General features: G+C 67.2%; 15 protein-coding genes. 6 read left to right on the forward strand and 9 right to left on the reverse strand.

The annotated features are described in order from the left end of the window. Positions 1-31 precede the first annotated feature (31 nt). The 3 genes from hpt (at position 32) to folE (ending at position 3,514) form a co-directional block, all read left to right on the forward strand. The gene (hpt, locus tag Ate02nite_RS39730) at positions 32-607 is read left to right on the forward strand and encodes a hypoxanthine phosphoribosyltransferase (protein ID WP_203813048.1); all 576 of its coding nucleotides are present in this window, start codon (positions 32-34) and stop codon (positions 605-607) included. A gap of 250 nt (positions 608-857) precedes the next feature. Then, positions 858-2,870, forward strand: coding sequence for an ATP-dependent zinc metalloprotease FtsH (ftsH, locus tag Ate02nite_RS39735; protein WP_203813049.1), 2,013 nt, complete (start codon positions 858-860; stop codon positions 2,868-2,870). Further along, a complete protein-coding gene (gene folE, locus Ate02nite_RS39740; RefSeq protein WP_203813119.1) occupies positions 2,867-3,514 on the forward strand; it encodes a GTP cyclohydrolase I FolE in 648 nt (215 codons plus the stop codon). The genes ftsH and folE overlap by 4 nt, the downstream gene beginning before the upstream one ends. 6 nt (positions 3,515-3,520) lie before the next feature. On the opposite strand, the gene Ate02nite_RS39745 is transcribed toward folE, so the two are convergent. Continuing rightward, complete coding sequence (locus tag Ate02nite_RS39745; protein WP_203813050.1) at positions 3,521-3,943, reverse strand: carboxymuconolactone decarboxylase family protein; 423 nt, start codon at positions 3,941-3,943, stop codon at positions 3,521-3,523. Between the two features lie 65 nt (positions 3,944-4,008). Between Ate02nite_RS39745 and Ate02nite_RS39750 the strand changes: the two genes are divergently transcribed. Both Ate02nite_RS39750 and Ate02nite_RS39755 read left to right on the forward strand, forming a co-directional pair. Continuing rightward, a complete protein-coding gene (locus Ate02nite_RS39750; protein WP_203813051.1) occupies positions 4,009-4,476 on the forward strand; it encodes a MarR family winged helix-turn-helix transcriptional regulator in 468 nt (155 codons plus the stop codon). Positions 4,477-4,486: 10 nt separating this feature from the next. Beyond that, positions 4,487-4,891, forward strand: a complete 405-nt coding sequence (locus Ate02nite_RS39755; RefSeq protein ID WP_203813052.1) for a RidA family protein — start codon at positions 4,487-4,489, stop codon at positions 4,889-4,891. Between the two features lie 57 nt (positions 4,892-4,948). On the opposite strand, the gene Ate02nite_RS39760 is transcribed toward Ate02nite_RS39755, so the two are convergent. Genes Ate02nite_RS39760 through Ate02nite_RS39770 form a run of 3 tightly spaced genes read right to left on the reverse strand, consistent with a single transcriptional unit; the run spans position 4,949 to position 8,512 of the window. After that, the gene (locus Ate02nite_RS39760; protein WP_203813053.1) at positions 4,949-5,209 is read right to left on the reverse strand and encodes a hypothetical protein; all 261 of its coding nucleotides are present in this window, start codon (positions 5,207-5,209) and stop codon (positions 4,949-4,951) included. An 11-nt stretch (positions 5,210-5,220) separates the two neighbouring features. Next, a complete protein-coding gene (locus tag Ate02nite_RS39765) occupies positions 5,221-5,901 on the reverse strand; it encodes a hypothetical protein (protein WP_203813054.1) in 681 nt (226 codons plus the stop codon). 25 nt (positions 5,902-5,926) lie between these two features. Then, the gene (locus Ate02nite_RS39770; protein ID WP_438871320.1) at positions 5,927-8,512 is read right to left on the reverse strand and encodes an FtsK/SpoIIIE domain-containing protein; all 2,586 of its coding nucleotides are present in this window, start codon (positions 8,510-8,512) and stop codon (positions 5,927-5,929) included. A gap of 309 nt (positions 8,513-8,821) precedes the next feature. Between Ate02nite_RS39770 and Ate02nite_RS39775 the strand changes: the two genes are divergently transcribed. After that, positions 8,822-9,244, forward strand: a complete 423-nt coding sequence (locus tag Ate02nite_RS39775; protein ID WP_239148048.1) for a hypothetical protein — start codon at positions 8,822-8,824, stop codon at positions 9,242-9,244. A 3-nt stretch (positions 9,245-9,247) separates the two neighbouring features. Here the strand turns inward: Ate02nite_RS39775 and Ate02nite_RS39780 are convergent, their stop codons facing one another. From Ate02nite_RS39780 to Ate02nite_RS39800, 5 genes are all read right to left on the reverse strand, one after another. Then, a complete protein-coding gene (locus Ate02nite_RS39780) occupies positions 9,248-9,853 on the reverse strand; it encodes a hypothetical protein (RefSeq protein WP_203813055.1) in 606 nt (201 codons plus the stop codon). After that, on the reverse strand, positions 9,850-10,965 hold the full coding sequence (locus Ate02nite_RS39785; RefSeq protein WP_203813056.1) for a M23 family metallopeptidase: 1,116 nt from the start codon (positions 10,963-10,965) through the stop codon (positions 9,850-9,852). The genes Ate02nite_RS39780 and Ate02nite_RS39785 overlap by 4 nt, the downstream gene beginning before the upstream one ends. After that, positions 10,962-11,444, reverse strand: a complete 483-nt coding sequence (locus tag Ate02nite_RS39790; RefSeq protein WP_239148049.1) for a hypothetical protein — start codon at positions 11,442-11,444, stop codon at positions 10,962-10,964. Before Ate02nite_RS39790 ends, Ate02nite_RS39785 begins: the two co-directional genes overlap by 4 nt. A 68-nt stretch (positions 11,445-11,512) precedes the next feature. Then, entirely contained in the window at positions 11,513-13,492 is a 1,980-nt protein-coding gene (locus Ate02nite_RS39795; protein WP_203813057.1) for an MFS transporter, read from the reverse strand. A gap of 1 nt (position 13,493) precedes the next feature. Beyond that, positions 13,494-16,736 carry an ATP-binding protein gene (locus Ate02nite_RS39800; protein ID WP_239148050.1) on the reverse strand — a complete coding sequence of 1,081 codons (3,243 nt, stop codon included), beginning with the start codon at positions 16,734-16,736 and terminating at the stop codon, positions 13,494-13,496. Between the last annotated feature and the right edge of the window lie 91 nt (positions 16,737-16,827).

The raw sequence follows: 16,827 nt of genomic DNA on the forward strand, positions 1-16,827 counted from the left end.
TCGGCAACCTTGATGCGGCAGTCTTAGCCCCATGGCTGACGGCTCCTGGTACGACGCCGACATCGATCACGTGATCATTTCCGAGGAGCAGATCCGGGAAAAGACCGCCGAGCTGGCGAAGCAGGTCTCCGCCGACCATGCCGACGTCGATGGGGGCATCCTTCTGGTCTGCGTGCTGAAGGGCGCGGTCATGTTCATGGCCGATTTCGCCCGGGCGCTCGGCAACCACGGACCGTCCATCGAGATGGAGTTCATGGCGGTCTCCTCCTACGGGCAGGGGACGACCTCGTCCGGCGTGGTGCGCATCCTCAAGGACCTGGATCGCGACATCACCGGCCGGCACGTGGTGATCGTCGAGGACATCGTCGATTCCGGTCTGACCCTGTCCTGGCTGATGAAGTACCTGCAGTCGCGCCAGCCGGCGAGCGTCGAGGTGGTGGCGCTGTTCCGCAAGCCGGACGCGGTAAAGGTGCAGGTCCCGGTGAAGTACGTGGGCTTCGACATCCCGAACGAGTTCGTGGTCGGCTACGGTCTGGATTTCGCCGAGCGCTACCGTGAGCTGCCGTACGTCGGGGTCTTGAAGCCTGAGGTCTACGCCCGTAGCTGAACCACTTTCTCAGCGTCTTCTCAGAATTCGTCTTTATGGGTGGATTTGGCAGGAAAGCACGCTGAACGGACGGGTGCTTCCGGGTGTCCGGCCACCGGGCTCACGGGTTCGTAGGCGGCACCCACGGTGTACGGTCGAGTGACCGATGGCGCAGTGTCACTAGGCGTCGGAGGGGCCGCCGCAGGGCGGCGACGTTGAGGTGACCAGACGCCGATCAGGAGGGTCCGGGCGCTCGCCGCCCGACAACAGCATGGAGCGTACGCGTTTCTTCCGCCGCCCGGTGGTCTGGATCATTCTGGTGATCATCGGCGTTATTGCGCTGAGCTCGTTCTTCACCAGTGGTCCGAGCTACACGCGTGTTGAGACCTCGGTGGCGCTCGCGCGCCTGAACCAACCGGGTATCGAGAAGGTCGTCCTGAAGGACAAGGAGCAGACGCTCCAGATCGATCTCGCCAGTCCCGAGAAGTTCGACGGCAAGTCCACCGACAAGATCGATACTCAGTACCCCTACCAGGTCACTGACCAGGTCTGGGAGGCCGTCGAGCAGGCGGGAGCGGCCGGTCGCATCACGGGCAAGTACAACGCCACCGTGTCCGGCGACAACATCCTCTTCAGCCTGCTGATCAACCTGCTTCCGATCGCCATTCTGGTGATCCTGCTGCTGCTGTTCATGTCGCAGATGCAGGGTGGCGGCTCGCGGGTGCTCAACTTCGGCAAGTCCAAAGCGAAGATGATCACCAAGGACACCCCGAAGACGACGTTCGCCGACGTGGCCGGCGCCGACGAGGCGGTCCAGGAGCTCTACGAGATCAAGGACTTCCTGCAGAACCCCGCGAAGTACCAGGCTCTCGGCGCCAAGATCCCGAAGGGTGTGCTGCTGTTCGGCTCGCCCGGTACGGGTAAGACGCTGCTGGCTCGGGCCGTCGCCGGTGAGGCCGGGGTGCCGTTCTATTCGATCTCCGGTTCCGACTTCGTCGAGATGTTCGTCGGTGTCGGTGCGAGCCGGGTTCGCGACCTCTTCGAGCAGGCCAAGTCGAACGCTCCGGCGATCGTCTTCGTCGACGAGATCGACGCGGTCGGCCGGCACCGCGGTGCCGGCATGGGTGGCGGTCACGACGAGCGCGAGCAGACGCTCAACCAGCTGCTCGTCGAGATGGACGGCTTCGACACCAAGGGTGGCGTGATCCTGATCGCGGCCACCAACCGGCCCGACATCCTCGACCCGGCGCTGCTGCGCCCGGGCCGCTTCGACCGGCAGATCCCGGTGGACAACCCGGACATGGAGGGTCGCAAGGCCATCCTGCGGGTGCACGCCAAGGGCAAGCCGTTCACGCCGGATGTCGACCTCGACGCGGTCGCTCGCCGGACGCCGGGCTTCTCCGGTGCCGACCTGGCCAACGTGATCAACGAGGCGGCGCTGCTGACCGCGCGTAACGAGAAGCGGGCCATCTCGAACTACTTCCTCGAGGAGTCGATCGACCGGGTCATCGCCGGCCCCGAGCGGCGCACCCGGGCGATGAGCGACAACGAGAAGAAGATCACCGCTTACCACGAGGGCGGCCACGCCCTGGTGGCGTACGCGCTGCCGCACTCGGCACCGGTGCACAAGGTGACCATCCTTCCGCGGGGCCGCTCGCTCGGGCACACGCTGGTGCTGCCGACCGAGGACAAGTACACCCAGACCCGGGCCGAGATGATCGACACCCTGGCGTACGCCCTGGGTGGCCGGGCCGCCGAGGAACTCGTCTTCCACGAGCCCACCACCGGCGCCGGCAACGACATCGAGAAGGCGTCCGGCCTGGCCCGGGCCATGGTCACGCAGTACGGCATGAGCTCCAAGCTCGGTGCCGTCAAGTACGGCACCAGCGGTGACGAGCCGTTCATGGGCCGCAACATGGGTCACGAGCGGGACTACTCCGACTCGGTGGCCGCCGACATCGACGCCGAGGTGCGCGCGCTCATCGAGCTGGCGCACGACGAGGCGTGGGAGATCCTGGTCGAGTACCGCGACGTGCTCGACAGCATGGTCCTCGAGCTGATGGAGAAGGAAACCATCACCCGCGAGGACATGGACCGGATCTGCGAGCGCGTGGTCAAGCGCCCGCCGATGTCGCCGTTCAGTGGGTTCGGCAAGCGGCTGCCCTCCGAGGCACCGCCGGTCGTCACCCCGGCCGAACGGGAGAAGCTGAAGGCGCAGGCCGAGGCGGACGGGCAGATCGCGGTCGGCCCGAACCCGAACGGCACGGTGGAAGGCAGCAACTGATTTCCGACGACGACGAGCTCGACTATCTCGCCGCACGCCTGGTCGACGGCAAGCTCACCGGATCCCCGGTGGAGCAGGCCGTCGACCTGGCTCGGATCGAGAAAGCGGTCCGGGAAATCCTCATCGCGATCGGTGAGGACCCGGACCGTGACGGTCTCCAGCGCACCCCGGCCCGGGTCGCCCGCGCCTACGCCGAGCTCTTCGCCGGCCTGCGGGTCGACCCGGCGAAGGTCCTCACCACCACGTTCGAGGCCGACCACGAGGAATTCGTGCTGGTCCGCGACATCGAGGTGATGAGCATGTGCGAACACCACCTGTTGCCGTTCAAGGGTGTCGCGCACGTCGGCTACATCCCCGGCACGCACGGCCGGATCACCGGGCTGTCGAAGCTGGCCCGGCTCGTCGAGGTCTATGCCCGCCGCCCGCAGGTGCAGGAGCGGCTCACCTCGCAGATAGCCGATTTGTTGCTTGATCGATTGGAAGCGCGTGGGGTGATCGCCGTGCTGGAGTGCGAGCATCTCTGCATGGAGATGCGCGGCATCCGCAAGGTCGGGGCGCGCACGGTGACCAGCGCGGTCCGCGGCGCCTTCCAGACCGACGGCAAGGTGCGCGCCGAGGCGATGGCTTTGATAAACGCCCGCTGATCTTCTTTACGCGCGAACCAGGCGGTTGGCCAGGGTCGACATCGTGTAAGTGCCGATGCCGAGCACGACCTCCAGGGCGTTACGGTCGGTGTAGCCGGCCGTCTTGAACTCCTCGATCTCCTCCTCGGGGACCTCGCCGGCGGTGGCGATGACTCGTAGCGTGAATTGCCGCAGGGCCTCCCGCCTTTCGTCCGGTAGGGCTTCCTTGTTTCGCAGCGGCAGGATCATCTCGGTGCCATCGGGGATCTCGCGGAGGCGGCCGGTGTGCATGGCGATGCAGACCCGGCAGTCGTTGCGGACGGCGATCGTCATGACCACCACCTCTCGGCTGAGCGGGTCCAGCGTGCTGCTCTCGAAGAGCTTGCTGGCCTGCAGGAAACCGTTGAGCATCTCGGGTGACTCGGACAGCAGGGCGATGACGCGCTCCATGGTTCACTCCGTTAGGATCGACAACGTGGTTGTCCAAACCGTAAACCAGGTTGTCGAGTTTGCCAATGCCTGACGTCGACCCGCCGGGGTGGGAACTGCCGCTGCTGCTGTTCGCCGGCTTCCGGACCCTCATCGACCAACTGCACGAGTCGCTGGCCGCGCACGGGCACCCGGACGTGCGGCCGGTGCACGGGTTCGCCATGCAGGCGATCGGGGTGCACGGGGCCAGCATCAGCGAGGTCGGTCGGCGGCTCGGCGTCTCCAAGCAGGCCGCTGGGAAGACCGTCGACCGGCTGGCCGCGCTCGGCTATGTGGAACGGGTCGACGATCCGCGGGACGCTCGCAGCAAGCTGGTTCGGCTCACCCCGCGCGGGCTTGACTCGCTGCGGCTGGCGGCGGAGATTTTCGAGGCTCTGCGGGCCGACTGGGTCGTGCAGCTCGGCGCCGAGCGGGTGCGGTCGTTGGAGTCGTCCCTGCGAACCGTCATCCCGGCCGCCGGATATCCGGTCGATGTGCCCGGGTGGTTCGGGTGATACTGCGGCGGTGCTGCACAAATTCAACCCGCCCGGGGTGCATGACCCGGCCGGCTACAGCCACGTGACGATCTCGGCTGCGGGCCGGCTCGCTCACCTTGCCGGGCAGTGCCCGCTCGACCTCGACGGTGCCGTCGTCGGTGCGTCCGGCGATTACGACGCGCAGACCGACCAGGTCGTCGCCAACTGCCTGGCCGTCCTCGCCGCCGCCGGCGCAGCACCTGGCGATGTGGTTCGCTCGATCATCTACGTGGTCAGCTCGGACAGTGGGGTGCTCGCCGCGGTCTGGGATCGGATCAACGCATCGGCGCTTGCGCCTGCCTTTACCAGCGCCAGCACGCTGCTCGGGGTGACTGCGCTCGGTTACGGTGGGCAGCTCGTCGAGATCGACCTGACCGCTGCACTGCCGGACTAGCTCTCGCGTGCCCGGCGCGGTGCGGCTCGGTCCGGCTCGGTCCGGCTCGGCTCGGCTCTAAATGATCGTGCGGAAGGTGTCTGCGTCGTGCATCGCGGCTCGGGTCAGCTGGGTCGCCTCGTCCAGGCGCAGGCGGGCCTGCTCCAGCTGGGCGATCGCCGACGCCACCGACGGGTGGAACGAACCCACCGCGGTCATCCGCAGCAGCGACAGTGCGTCCTCCAGCTGGTCGTTCACCTGCTGAATGCTGTTCGCGGCCCGGCCCGCGCCATCGACCGACGCGGCCACGTGCGCCTTGACCTCTTCGACATTCGCCATCGGGTGCTCCCTTATCGGAAGAAGGCCAGCAGGCCCACGCCCATGCAGGTCAGCAGGACCGGCGTGAGGCAGGTGACCGCGCCCAGGATCGGGGTGCGGTCGACCGGCTGCTGGCCGCCGCCGTAGACGAAGCCGATCGTCACCCAGCCCAGGCCGAACGCCAGCACCGGCATGCTCAGCCCGCACAGCAGGGCGTAGGTCGGCACCGAACCCTGCGGCGCCACCAGGTAAAGAACGATCTGCACGATCAGCACGGCGGCCGCGAACGGGCCGTAGATCAGCAGATTGCGAACCCACGGGCGGAGCGGGCCCGCCGGACCCGGACCGATGATGGTGGCGTCCGCGGCGTCGGCCGTCAGCCGGGCCTGCTGCAGCGCCGCGAGCACCGCGGTCGGGCCCCCGGCCAGGGACTGGGTCGCCGCCTCCAGCTCGGCCGGCCGTGGAATCAGCTCACTCTCCGGCACGCCGAAATCGCGGATCATCCGCGCGTGCTGGGGGGCTAGCCGTGCCCGTACGGTGGAAAGCTCCTGTCTTGCGGCCGTGGCCGCTGCCTGCTGCTCGCCCGCGGCCGCGCTCGCGGCCCGGCGGACCGCATCCAGGCGTTGGGCCGCGGCCAGGTAGTCGTCCCAGGGGCCTGGCGCTTGAGTGCTCTGCAGGGGGATCCCGTCGGTGGCCTGCTGCTGGTCCGTCATAGCTCGTCGCTCTCCGGCTGCTTCGTCATAGCTCGTCGCTCTCTGGCTGCAAGAACGGCACCACCGTGACGGTGCGGTCGGCGTGGCGGTCGTGCAGCAGCGCGCGGTTCGGCCGCGGATGCCAGTCGATCGGGCGGCCCAGCATCAGAGCCACATCGGACTGCGGCACGTTCAGGAACAGCAGACCCGCCACGTCCTCCCGACCGGCGCTGCCGCCGGTCTCCTCGGTGAACCGGCGCAGGCCCCGCCACCAGGACAACAGGTGCACCCCGCGGCCCGGACCCTCGCGCAGCAGTTGCCGCAGACCCGGCAGGCTGCCCGGGCTCGCCGCGTCCATGCCGAAGACCACCCGGTAGCCGGGGCGCTCCAGGTCGAGCTCGGCGGCCAGGCCGGCCGCGTCGACAAGCGTCACGTCCTGCCGGGGCCCGATCTCGGCAGCCAGCCGCTCGGCCAACTGATCACCCTCGGCCACCAGCGACGCGATCACGAACCGGGTCGTCCGGGGCGGATGGAACGCGGCCACACTGCGCGCCGCCGCGTCGAGCACCTCGGAACCCGACGCCTGCGAACCGAAGATCGCCAGGTGCCGGCCCGGCGAGGAATCCAGCGGGAACGCGGCCGTCGACAGGTTCACGTCGATCACCCGGCCGACCAGCGCCGCCGGGCGAGCCGCCCGGCCGGCCAGCGCCGCGCGGTAGGTGGGGTCGTCGGCCAGATGCTGATGCGCGTAACCGGCGAAGATGCGCGGCGGCACCGCTTCCGGGTCGCGGGCACCCCACAGCTTGTGCCGCAGCTTGCTGAGCACCTCGCGGTCGGCGTGCGGATCGGGGAAACGAACCACCCGCTCGTGGCCCCGGGTCGCGCCACGCGGGCCGCCCAGGCCGCCCGCCGTATTGACCACCGCGGTGCCCAACGGCAGCCCCGCCGCGGCATCGTTTGTCGGCTCCAGCACGTCGCCACCGCCCGGCAACGCGATGCGCACCGGGAACTGACCGAAGATCGAATCACGCTTCGCGTAGAGGGCCTCGACGCCCAGCACGGTCTGACTGGCCAAAATCAAATGAATGCCGTACGACCGACCCTTGCGTGCCAGTGACTCCAGCAGACCCACCGCCTCGGTGGCGATCGGATCGTTGCCGGTCAGCAGCACCTGGAACTCGTCGATGACACAGAGGATCCGCGGCATCGGGCGCTGCTGCCCCTCGTCGGCCGCCACCTGCCGCAGGTCGGCGAACCGGGTCACCCCCGCCCTCTTGTAGGCCACCGAGCGGCGGGTCATCTCCGAGTCCAGTTCGCGGAGCACGGCCAAGCCGTACTCCCGGTCGGACTCGACGCCCACCGCGCGGGCATGCGGCAGCCAGGTGCGGTCCCGGCGGGTCGGCACGAACTCGGCGAACGAGACGCCTTCCTTGAAGTCCAGGAGATAGAGCGCCATCTCGGCCGGGCTGTAGCGGGCACCCAGCCCGTAGAGCACGTTGATCAGGAACGCCGTCTTACCGGCACCCGACCGGCCGCCCACCAGCCAGTGCGGGGTCAAGTCGTTGAAGCGCAGCACCAGCGGCGTGTCCCCGTCGTGGCCCACCACCGTGCCCAAACCGTCGGCCGCGTCGCCGGTCGCGATCTCGTCGGCCTCCGGCAGCAGATCGGACAGGCTCACCTGGGTGGCCGCGGCCGAATGCGCGGCCAACTCCCGGCAGACCGCGTCGACCAGATGCGCCGGCGGGTCGTCGTCGAGGAACACCCGAGCGTTGAGCCACTGCGCCGCCGGCGCCGAACCGAACGTCGCGCCCGGGGGGTCACCGATCACCGCGTACGGATTACGGACCGACACCATCGTGGTGCGCGGCAGCGGCGGCTGCGTCGTCTCGGCCGTCAACGGCGGCGGCGGCCAGCCCGCCACAATCAGGTGCAGACCCGAATCGGGCCCCTGCTGAGCCAACGCCGCGATCCGGCGCAACTCCTCACCCTCGGTCATCTCCGGCAGACTCGCGATGACGACAAGCATCATCCGGTCCCGCCGGCTGCGCCGCGGCTGCGCACCGCGCCCCGGCCGCAGCCACTTGTCGGCCTCGGCCAGCACGTCCCGCAGCCCCTGCCGGTCGGTGGCCGGCGGCTCGATCAGACCCGCGTCGGCCAGATCGGCGAACGGCGCGAACACCGCCCCGCCACCCACCCCGTCCACGGCCCGGACCAGCAACGACCCCGGCGGCGCGGCCGCCAGCAGCCGCAGCAGCAGACAACGCAGCAACCCGAACACCCGCGAGTCGGTCGCACTCGCATCGATCGTCAGATGCCCCGTGCCCAGCAACGGGATGATCGCCGGGAAACGCGCATCGTCAAGCGGCTGCGCCACCCCCAGCCGGACAAACTGCGGCGGGTAGACCCCACCCAGCGGCGTGTTGGCCGACTGGGCATCCAGCGGCGACCCCAACCAGCCCGGCGCCAGCACGGCCGCGGCCGCCCGCAACTGCTCGGCCAGCGAATGCTGCTCCAGCGGGTCAGCCGCCGGGGCTGCCTCCGACTCCAGCGCGGCCGCTGCCGCCTCTGTGGTGGCAACCGCCTGCCGGTGCAGGGCAGCAGCCTGCTGGACCCGCAAACTCGAATCCGCCACCGCCCTCACCTCCTGTGTGCGGATAAAACCTATCCCAGAGTGGGGCTGGTATCGCGTAGCAGGTTGCGCGGCGCGGTCATTCACGGTCTTGGGTGGTGTGCGACGGTTCGGGTGACGGGAGGCACTACTGTCGTATGTGTGCAGCCGCAGGAGCCCGTAACCGGACCCGCATCGCAGCCGCCGCAGCCGCCACAGGCGCGGGGGCCGATGCCGGTCTCGGGGGCCGGAGCGGGCTTGCCCCCGGCCGCCCCGGCGCCGGTGAAGAAGCCAAGCCGGCGCGGCCGCCTGATCCTGGCAATGGTCGCCGGGATGATCGGGCTGCTGTGCCTGGGCGGGGTAGGCGTGGCCGTTTCGCTCTACGACGATGCAACCAAGATCGATCGCAGTCAGCCAGACACGGTCGCCGACAGCTTTCTAATTGCCTATCTTGTCAACCGGGACGACAAGGCTGCCCGATTATTCACGTGCGATTCGCCGGACCTTGCGAATATAAAGGCCCTTCGAGATCAGCTCATCGCCCGCGAAAATCAGTTCAGCGTCGCGGTCTCAGTTAGCTGGGGTGCGCTCAGCCGCGTTGCGGTTGCCGAAGGCAAGGAAGACGTTACCACTCGACTTACGATTTCTGGATCGTCGAATGGGCAGGTAAGCAGTAGTCGCAACGAGGATTGGCTCTTTAGTGTCGTCGAGGAGAATGGAAGTTGGCGCGTTTGCGGTGCCAACAAAGAAAGTTAGATTTTACTCGACCCACAAAAGATGAACGGAGACTTCAAGCGTCTTAGGTGCGTGCCCGCTCCAGCCCCAGCGGTACCAATCGAGTTCCCTTGAAACCCGAGCACAAACTTCGCCTTCATTGTTCGTATGAAGCTCCGTCACTGCGCGGAGATCGCGTTGCTCGCCGCCGTCTTCGAGTAGACGGATAAATCTCCGCCCGGTCAATGCGCCCGCGTCGAGCGCGGCAACAGGAATGCGACGTGGCGGTTCGTCGAGCGACACCAGACGCGACATCAGATCGGAGGCTGGAGCGGATGCTCCAGTTACACCTAGTTCCTCGATCCAAACGCGCTCGACTGGCACAAGCGGCGCAAAGACTTCAGTCTGTTCGGCCTCAGCTCGATACCACTCACTCTCAGGCATGACCGGCACGTAAGTCCGACTACCCTGAACGACTTTCTCATCGGTGCGCATGTCTGACCGCCAGCCCAGACCGGGCATACCAATGATCGCACGCCTGCCGCGCAGCTGGCCGACCATGGTGGCCGGGGTGGGGACAACTGGCCTCGGCGGATCCAACGCCCAGTCGGGGTGGCCGGAAAAGGGGTCGGGCATAGATTCGCCCGTCATCCCTGACCTCCTAGTGGTGCGCCCTGTTCCCGCATGAACGGCACCGGGTCGATGGCGCCGGCGCTGGACCGGTCGTTGTTGAGATGTACCTCGAAGTGCAGGTGTGGCCCGGAGGAGTTTCCGCTCGTCCCGACCCGGCCGAGAACTTCACCAGCTGTAACCTTCTGGCCTTCCTTCACGAATGGCCGCTGCACCATGTGGCAATACCGCGTCATGATGTTACCGGCGTGCTGGATTTCAACCATCCATCCGCAGCCACCCTTACCCGGATAGCCATCTACGTTGCAGGTCTGTCGGCCGCTGTGGTCCTCGTCGCACTTCACCTTCGAGACAATGCCACTCGCGGCGGCGTGGATCGGCGTGTATCGCCCTGCAATGAGGTCGACGCCTTGGTGGTTGGGTCGGCTGGCCGTGCGGAAGCCGGAGCCGACCCCCGCCTTAACCGGAAGAGTCCAACCAGACGCGGCGATCTCTCCGGCGGCGGCGCACACCATGCTGACCGAACTGCCGACCGCGGCTGCCGCACCGTCCGCCAGCATGTTCACGATTTGGGTTGCCACCGGCTCGTGCTTGGCGTAGGCGTCGGGATAGGCGCTGATTTGAACGCGCTGGGCGGCCTCGGTCAGCGACATGGTCTCCCATCCCTTGACCGTCTGAAGCTTGTCGTAAAACTTCGTGCTCGCATAGACCGGATCCATAACCTGTGCGGGCGTGCCCCAGCCAGCGCTGGGCCGTTGTTGGAAGAGGCCAAGCGAGTCATGATCGTTACGCGAACCCAGATCGCCGAGATTAGTGAGCCGGGACTCCTGCATTGCGGTCGCCACCGCGATTACCCACGCCCGCGGCGGCATCTTTAGGTCAGTTCCAACATTAATAATGATGGCCGCGTTGCGTATCTGCGCAGCGCCGTAAGAGCGTATTCGTGGCAGCTTGGAGTCCGGATCCACGGGCCCGCCTTTGCCGCAGCCGAGGGAAGCGTTGACCTTGTTGGAACCCTCGTCAGTGAGCCCGCCGAGCAGGACGGCGGTCACGCCGCCACCGCAGCACAGCAGGGTCAACGTCGCGACCAGTGCGACGAGCAGGACCACCTTCCGCGGTCGCGGGAGACTCATGATCCATTCCAGTCGATACCGTCGACGAGCCAATGACCGTCGGGCGCGACTAGGCGTAGGTTCAGCTCGCCGGAGTCCATTGTGACGACCGCGTTCACGACTGTTGCGCCGATCGGCACGAGGCTGGGCTTGCCGACCACTCGGTCGGCAGGTACGCCAGCGGGATCTACTCCGTCCAATTCGTTCGCGAGGTTCTTGGTTGAGTTGGGCAACAGCCGGTCACGCCAGGCCTTCGGTGTAACGCCCTTATGGTTGGACCATGCCGAGGCGAATGCGTAGGCCACCGTCTCCGGCTGGGCGCGACCTGGACTTGTGGACGGACTCGGTGGTGGGTCCGAGTCGATGACGCTGTCGTCCTCGCTTGGATCGGCACTGATAGCCGGGGCTGGCGAGGAGTTGCCCAATGACGGTCTGGTCGGTACGCCGTCGGCGAACAATCGGCCGATGCCGATTACAGCCGCAATGATCGCGACGATCACCAGAGCGACGCCCCAGCGAGAACGGAATATGCGGTTAAGGCCTAGTTCGAGTGTCCGGGGCATGCCGATCACTTAGCCTCGGTGCGCACCCGGGGAGTAGCCGGTTCTCGGGTGGTGTTCCCGGTCTCAGGCCGATAGATCGCGTACGACGCGGGCTGCTCGGTCACGTCGGGCTCGCTCCAGGAGGCTGCGCGTCGAGGGCCGGCGGGTCCGGTTGGCTTTTGGCGCGGCACGTCGCCGGTTGCTGTCGGGATTTCTTCGCGTACTGACTCGATGCCGTCCGGTCGGATATGTGCTGGAAGCGCTTCTCGACCACCGGTGCGCGACGGTTCTAGTTCCCTGCGATTGGCCGCATGCGCAGGATCTTCGAGGCGTGCCTCAGGACGCAGATTGCTCTGGTCGGCGTAGACGGTCCGGCCGTTTCTACCCATAGTCGGTTCGCGGGTGCCCCCGGCGTCGGCGATATCGAGCTTTGCGGCCTCCCGCATGTCCCGGAAGAACCGGCGGTGCCAGGACCCGGCAGACACGATGGCTCGGGTGCCGTCTTTACCGCCCAGTTGAGTGATCCGTCGATATGGACGAAGTAGAAGCCACCCGACAATTCCGCAAAGCCAGACCAGGACCACCTGCAGCCAGCCAGGGAGGCTTGCGGTATTCATGATCAGATCAACTGCGAACAAGTAAATTGCAGCCCCAGTGCCAAAGATCGCAATATTGAATATTGCGGCCACTACTGCGTTACCAAGTCGTCGAATGCCAGCGCTGGCTGGCCGCAGTAGACCGACAGTGCCGAGAATCGGTGCCGCGATGACGGCCCAGCGAAATATTAGGAATCCGAGCAGGACCAGAATGGAGGCTGTGAGGTCGAACATGGCGAACATGAAGGCCGCCAACATCGAAATGAAGCCGGCGCCTATCCGGTCCATTCCATTGATTCCCTGTAGGTATTCGTAAGCCTCAGGATCTTCTTTTTTGATCTGATCGGCAACTTTTTCCCACTGGGTGTTCTTCTGTTTGATCAGTGCATCTCGAGTCTCCGGATTTGCGCGAAGCTTTTCGGCCTCCTGCCAAGAGATGGAGCGTGCATCATAAAGAGCTAGGCCATACTTCTTTGCCGTCTCGCTGTCGGCCGAACCGAGAAGGCCCCGCAGGTAATTGCGGTAGAGGATCGTCTCTGTCGCGGTGTCACTTGCGCGAACAGCAGGAGGGCGATCGTCATCGCAGGCGCCGGGGGTGGGATCATCGCACTGTGCGGCAGGAGTGTTGTGGGCGCGAGGTCCAACCGCGTCGTGAACGACGCCTAGACTGGTGATCAACGTCTGATCTGCCAGATTTGCCGATCGCACCGGCCAGGCGGCGATTGCTGTAACGGCAACCATTACAAGAATCGCCCAGCCCGCGGTGGTTGTTGCTGCACCCATGTCTGCTTGTCGCGAACGCCAAAGAAGATAAAGGCCAACGACGGCAAGGGTTATGACGCCGAAAACACTGAAAACCTTCTCGTATACAGCCTTCGTTGCCTCGTCGACAAGGGGGTCAGCCCAACCCCACAGCGTCTGGGGGTCCCACGCGCGTTCGCGTAGGGCGTTTGATGCGCCAATCACCGCAGTGCCAATCATAAATTCGCCGTTGGCGACTGTGGTTTCGAACTTGTAGTCAGGATCAACTAACGTTGATGCGCATCCGCTATCGAGGTCATAGGTAGTGTAGCTATATCCGGCATATCCATATTTGCTGTAGAGGCCGTCGTATCCGAGCCCGTCAGCCGAGGCTGGACGTTCCGCGAACCAGCCGGCTAGTCCTGAGTCGGGTGTGCTGGGCGTTGGCGGCATGACGCATTGGGCGCGATCGGCGCTTACGTCGGCCAGTCTGCTCACGCAAGCCTTGAAGTCAGCTTGCCACTCCTCCGTGCTGCAGAGCCCACCCGGAGCTCTTTCGATCCCGCCGACGGCTGCCCCCGCTGGCGCGGGTGCCGCCACGGCCCAAACGATCGACGCCACCACCGTGACGAACATCGTCATGGCCAGCGCCAACACCCGCCGCACCATCTCAAGCCTCCAGGTCGGACGGCAACATCGGAATCGCCGAGGGCGCCGCCTTGGCCGCCACGGGCGTCGTATCCAGGTGCTCCAGCAGACCTTCAACGTACGACACGTCGACACGTACTTTCTGGACGCGTCCATCGACGTCTCGCATCACGAACTCGCGGAAACCGAGGCGGCTCGACGACGAGGTGTCTACCTGGGAGAGGGAAGCCAGCGTCGCCTCGTACCCGTCGTGGACCGGCACCCGTAGGAGCCGTAGGGCTTCCGAGGCGATTTCCTGGTCTTCGGCGATCCGGCCGACGAAGACGGTGGAGACCAGGTTCTGCACGTCCAGGCCGAGGATGTCGCGCGGGTTCTGGGAGGCGACCAGCGCCGCCAGGTTCCACTTCCGGGAGTCCCGGGCGAGGCGCACCAGGAAGGACCGGCCGGAGCGCCAGCCCTCCATGAAGTGCGCCTCGTCGAGGCCGACCATCTTGCGGGAGCCCATCGAGCCGCCGTAGCAGCGCCGCACCGCCAGCCGGTGTGCGGTGTGCAGCATCGGCAGCGCCAGCGATTCCTCGGCCGACCAGTACTCGCGTTCGATCTTCAGGTCGGGCAGCCGGAGGCCGGCCATGGTGATGACCGTGAGGGCCGCGTCGGCGCCGAGCAGGTGCGGGGGTGGCGAGCCGAAGAAGAGCAGCGCCAGCGGCATCTCGGCGGTGTCGAGGAGCAGGTTGGCCAGTTCCTTGCCGTCGTCGTCGAGGCCCTGGAGGGTGCGAACCACGTCGTCGAGGGTGGACGTCTCCTCGGCCGGCACCTGCCGGACGGCGTGCCGCAGCAGGGTCGCGGTGGAGGCTTCCTTGGCGACCTGCGGTGGCACCAGCATCGAGCAGATGTCCTGGACCAGCATGCGGCGTTCGGCGCGGGCGTTGGAGACCGCGATCTCGAACTCGCGGTCGCCGCCGGGGCCGGTCGGGAACTCGGAGCGGACGGGCGTGGGGATCAACGCGTACGGCGCCAGCGTGCCCTGTTCCGAACCGGTCAGGTTGAGCACCCGCGAGTACGGCTTCAACTCCGGCATGGAGCACAGCCGGGCGAGCGGCCCGGACGGGTCGAGCAGGGTGACCTGGACACCACGCCGGGCGTTCAGGTAGCCGAGCGCACCCATCAGTGTCGACTTGCCACCGCCGGGCTCGGCCACGAAAACCCCGAGACCGGAGCGTTCGCGTACCTCCATCGGGAAGTGCAGGTCGAGGAAGACCGGACGACGGCAGGTCCCGGACGTACGCCCGATGAGGTCTCCCCGGCGGTCGCCGACCGTCGATGCGGCCTGGGGCACCGCCGCGGCCAGCAGTTTGACCGGCATCCGGCGCACGTAGCCGGTGTTGGCGATGGGTTCGCCGGGGATGAATTCGCGGGCCAGCTGGTCCTGGTTCTTCGGGTGCTGCAGCGAGATCCGCAGTTCCCGGGAGTAGAGCTGGATGAGTCGGCGGGCACGTTCGAGGCATTCCTCGCGGTTGGCGCCGCTGACCGCGATGCGGTGCCAGCCGTGTGCGCGGGCCGACTCGACCGGTAGGCCGGTGGTCATCTCGTCGCCGATGACCAGGGCGCGCTTGGCCAGGCGTTCCAGTTCGGGCGGCGCGTCGATGCCGTGCTCGGCGTAGTCGAGCTGCTGCGAACGGATCATCCGGAGCCGGTGCTCGAGGTTCTTGAACGAGCTGCCGGAGCCGAGGATGTCGATCCGCGAGGAGATCTCCATCGGCCAGGGCAGTCGCTCGTGGAAGTGCAGCCAGGGCTCGTGCTTCTCGGGGATCTCCAGGGGTTCCATCCGGCCGACGGACAGGACGGCGACGTGCCGTTCCTCGCCGGTCATCCGGTTGACCAGCTTGACCGTGGAGCCGTACGGCGTCCGGTAGCGCTCGATCTGTTCGGTGAGGGCGAGCAGGTCGCCGGTCTCCCACTGCCCGTTGGTGATCGGCGAGAGCATCGTGGGCGGCGCCATGCCGAGCGCCACCGAGCGGTAGAGCAGCCATTCCAGCTCGGCCGGCGTGATCCGGCGCCCGCGCATGCCGAACGCGCTGAGCACCTCGTCGAACTGCTCGACGGTGCGCCCGAGCTTGCGGCGTTCCCCGTCGGTGGTGCCGCGTCCGAAGACCCGCATGATCCGCTCGGCGAACGTGTCGCCGAGGGACCGCCGCGCGAACGTCACCCCGAGGTAGGTCTGGCCTTCGGCGTGGTTGACCGAGAGCAGGTGTCGCTGGGCGGCGACGAGGTGGTCGGACCACGAGGTGCCGCCGCGCACGTCGGGCAGCGGTTTCGCGGTGAACGAGTCGACCGTGCGGGCCCACTCGTCGGCCGGGAAAGGCCGGTTGGTGCGGCGCAGGTGCAGCCGGAAGCCGGCCAGACCGGCGTACTGCTCGGAGATCGCCGACAGCAACGCCTCGCGCTCGGCGTCGGGCCGGAAGGCCCAGCGCACCTCGGGCAGCGAATACCAGGCCGTCACCGTGCTCTGGGTGAAGGTCAGATGCCCGGCGATCTCGCTGATCGCGAGCTCCATCGCCGGATCGCGGTCGCCGAACTTGATCTTGTTGGGCCGCAGCGGCGCGGCCTTGACTTCCTTCTGCTTCTTCGGCTTCGCCGGCGAAGCCGCCTTTTCCTTGCGCTTGGCGGGTGCTGGCGCTGCTTCGGCCGGTACGGGCAATGCCGTCTCCGGTTCGGCCTGCAGGGCGTACGGCTGGACGTCCGCTCCGCGAGTGCCGACGGTCTGCCACAGGGGTGTCGGCGGCGCGGGCTCCAGGGAGGGTGCCGGCCACTCGTCGAGGTCGGGCCAGGCGCCTTCGCTGCCCTGATAGAAATCGGCCTTCGGCCCGGCCGGCGCCCGGTTGTAGGGCCCGTTGTCGACGGGCGGCACCGGGACCGGGGGCACCGGGATCGGGGGCGCGGAGATCGGCGGCACCGGCGCGGGCGCCGGCACGGTCGGCATCGCCTGCGAGACCGGTGGCGTCGGGGAGTCGAAATCGAAGTCGAAGTCGGGATCGGCGGCTTCCGGGGGAGCGGCCTGCGCCGGGGCGGCGGAGATCGGCGGTGCCGTCCCGCCGAAGAGATCCAGGAACGGCGAATCGATGTCCAGGGTGCTGTCGACGGCGCCGCCGCGCGGCCGGACCGGCTGGGGCGCCTGGAAGACGCCGACCGCGCCGTGGCCCGGCGAGGCGAACTCTTCCGGGTCCGCGTCCGCCGAATCGGGCGCTGCGTAGCGATCCGAACGCATACCGTTACTCTGCCTGCTCGGCGTGTTGGCATCCGCGCGGGGCTGCCCGTGCGGTGGGGATCCGTTCATGCGCCAACCTCGACGAGGCGTA

This window comes from Paractinoplanes tereljensis, from assembly GCF_016862435.1.
GTDB lineage: Bacteria > Actinomycetota > Actinomycetes > Mycobacteriales > Micromonosporaceae > Actinoplanes > Actinoplanes tereljensis.

Excerpts from the sequence above, each read along its gene's own strand:
- hpt (WP_203813048.1), top strand. The coding sequence starts at position 32 with ATGGCTGACGGCTCCTGGTACGACGCCGACATCGATCACGTGATCATT.
- Ate02nite_RS39750 (WP_203813051.1), top strand. The coding sequence starts at position 4,009 with ATGCCTGACGTCGACCCGCCGGGGTGGGAACTGCCGCTGCTGCTGTTC.
- Ate02nite_RS39745 (WP_203813050.1), bottom strand. The coding sequence starts at position 3,943 with ATGGAGCGCGTCATCGCCCTGCTGTCCGAGTCACCCGAGATGCTCAAC.
- Ate02nite_RS39775 (WP_239148048.1), top strand. The coding sequence starts at position 8,822 with ATGATCGGGCTGCTGTGCCTGGGCGGGGTAGGCGTGGCCGTTTCGCTC.
- ftsH (WP_203813049.1), top strand. The coding sequence starts at position 858 with ATGGAGCGTACGCGTTTCTTCCGCCGCCCGGTGGTCTGGATCATTCTG.
- Ate02nite_RS39760 (WP_203813053.1), bottom strand. The coding sequence starts at position 5,209 with ATGGCGAATGTCGAAGAGGTCAAGGCGCACGTGGCCGCGTCGGTCGAT.
- Ate02nite_RS39765 (WP_203813054.1), bottom strand. The coding sequence starts at position 5,901 with ATGACGGACCAGCAGCAGGCCACCGACGGGATCCCCCTGCAGAGCACT.
- Ate02nite_RS39785 (WP_203813056.1), bottom strand. The coding sequence starts at position 10,965 with ATGAGTCTCCCGCGACCGCGGAAGGTGGTCCTGCTCGTCGCACTGGTC.
- Ate02nite_RS39800 (WP_239148050.1), bottom strand. The coding sequence starts at position 16,736 with ATGCGTTCGGATCGCTACGCAGCGCCCGATTCGGCGGACGCGGACCCG.
- Ate02nite_RS39780 (WP_203813055.1), bottom strand. The coding sequence starts at position 9,853 with ATGACGGGCGAATCTATGCCCGACCCCTTTTCCGGCCACCCCGACTGG.
- Ate02nite_RS39795 (WP_203813057.1), bottom strand. The coding sequence starts at position 13,492 with ATGGTGCGGCGGGTGTTGGCGCTGGCCATGACGATGTTCGTCACGGTG.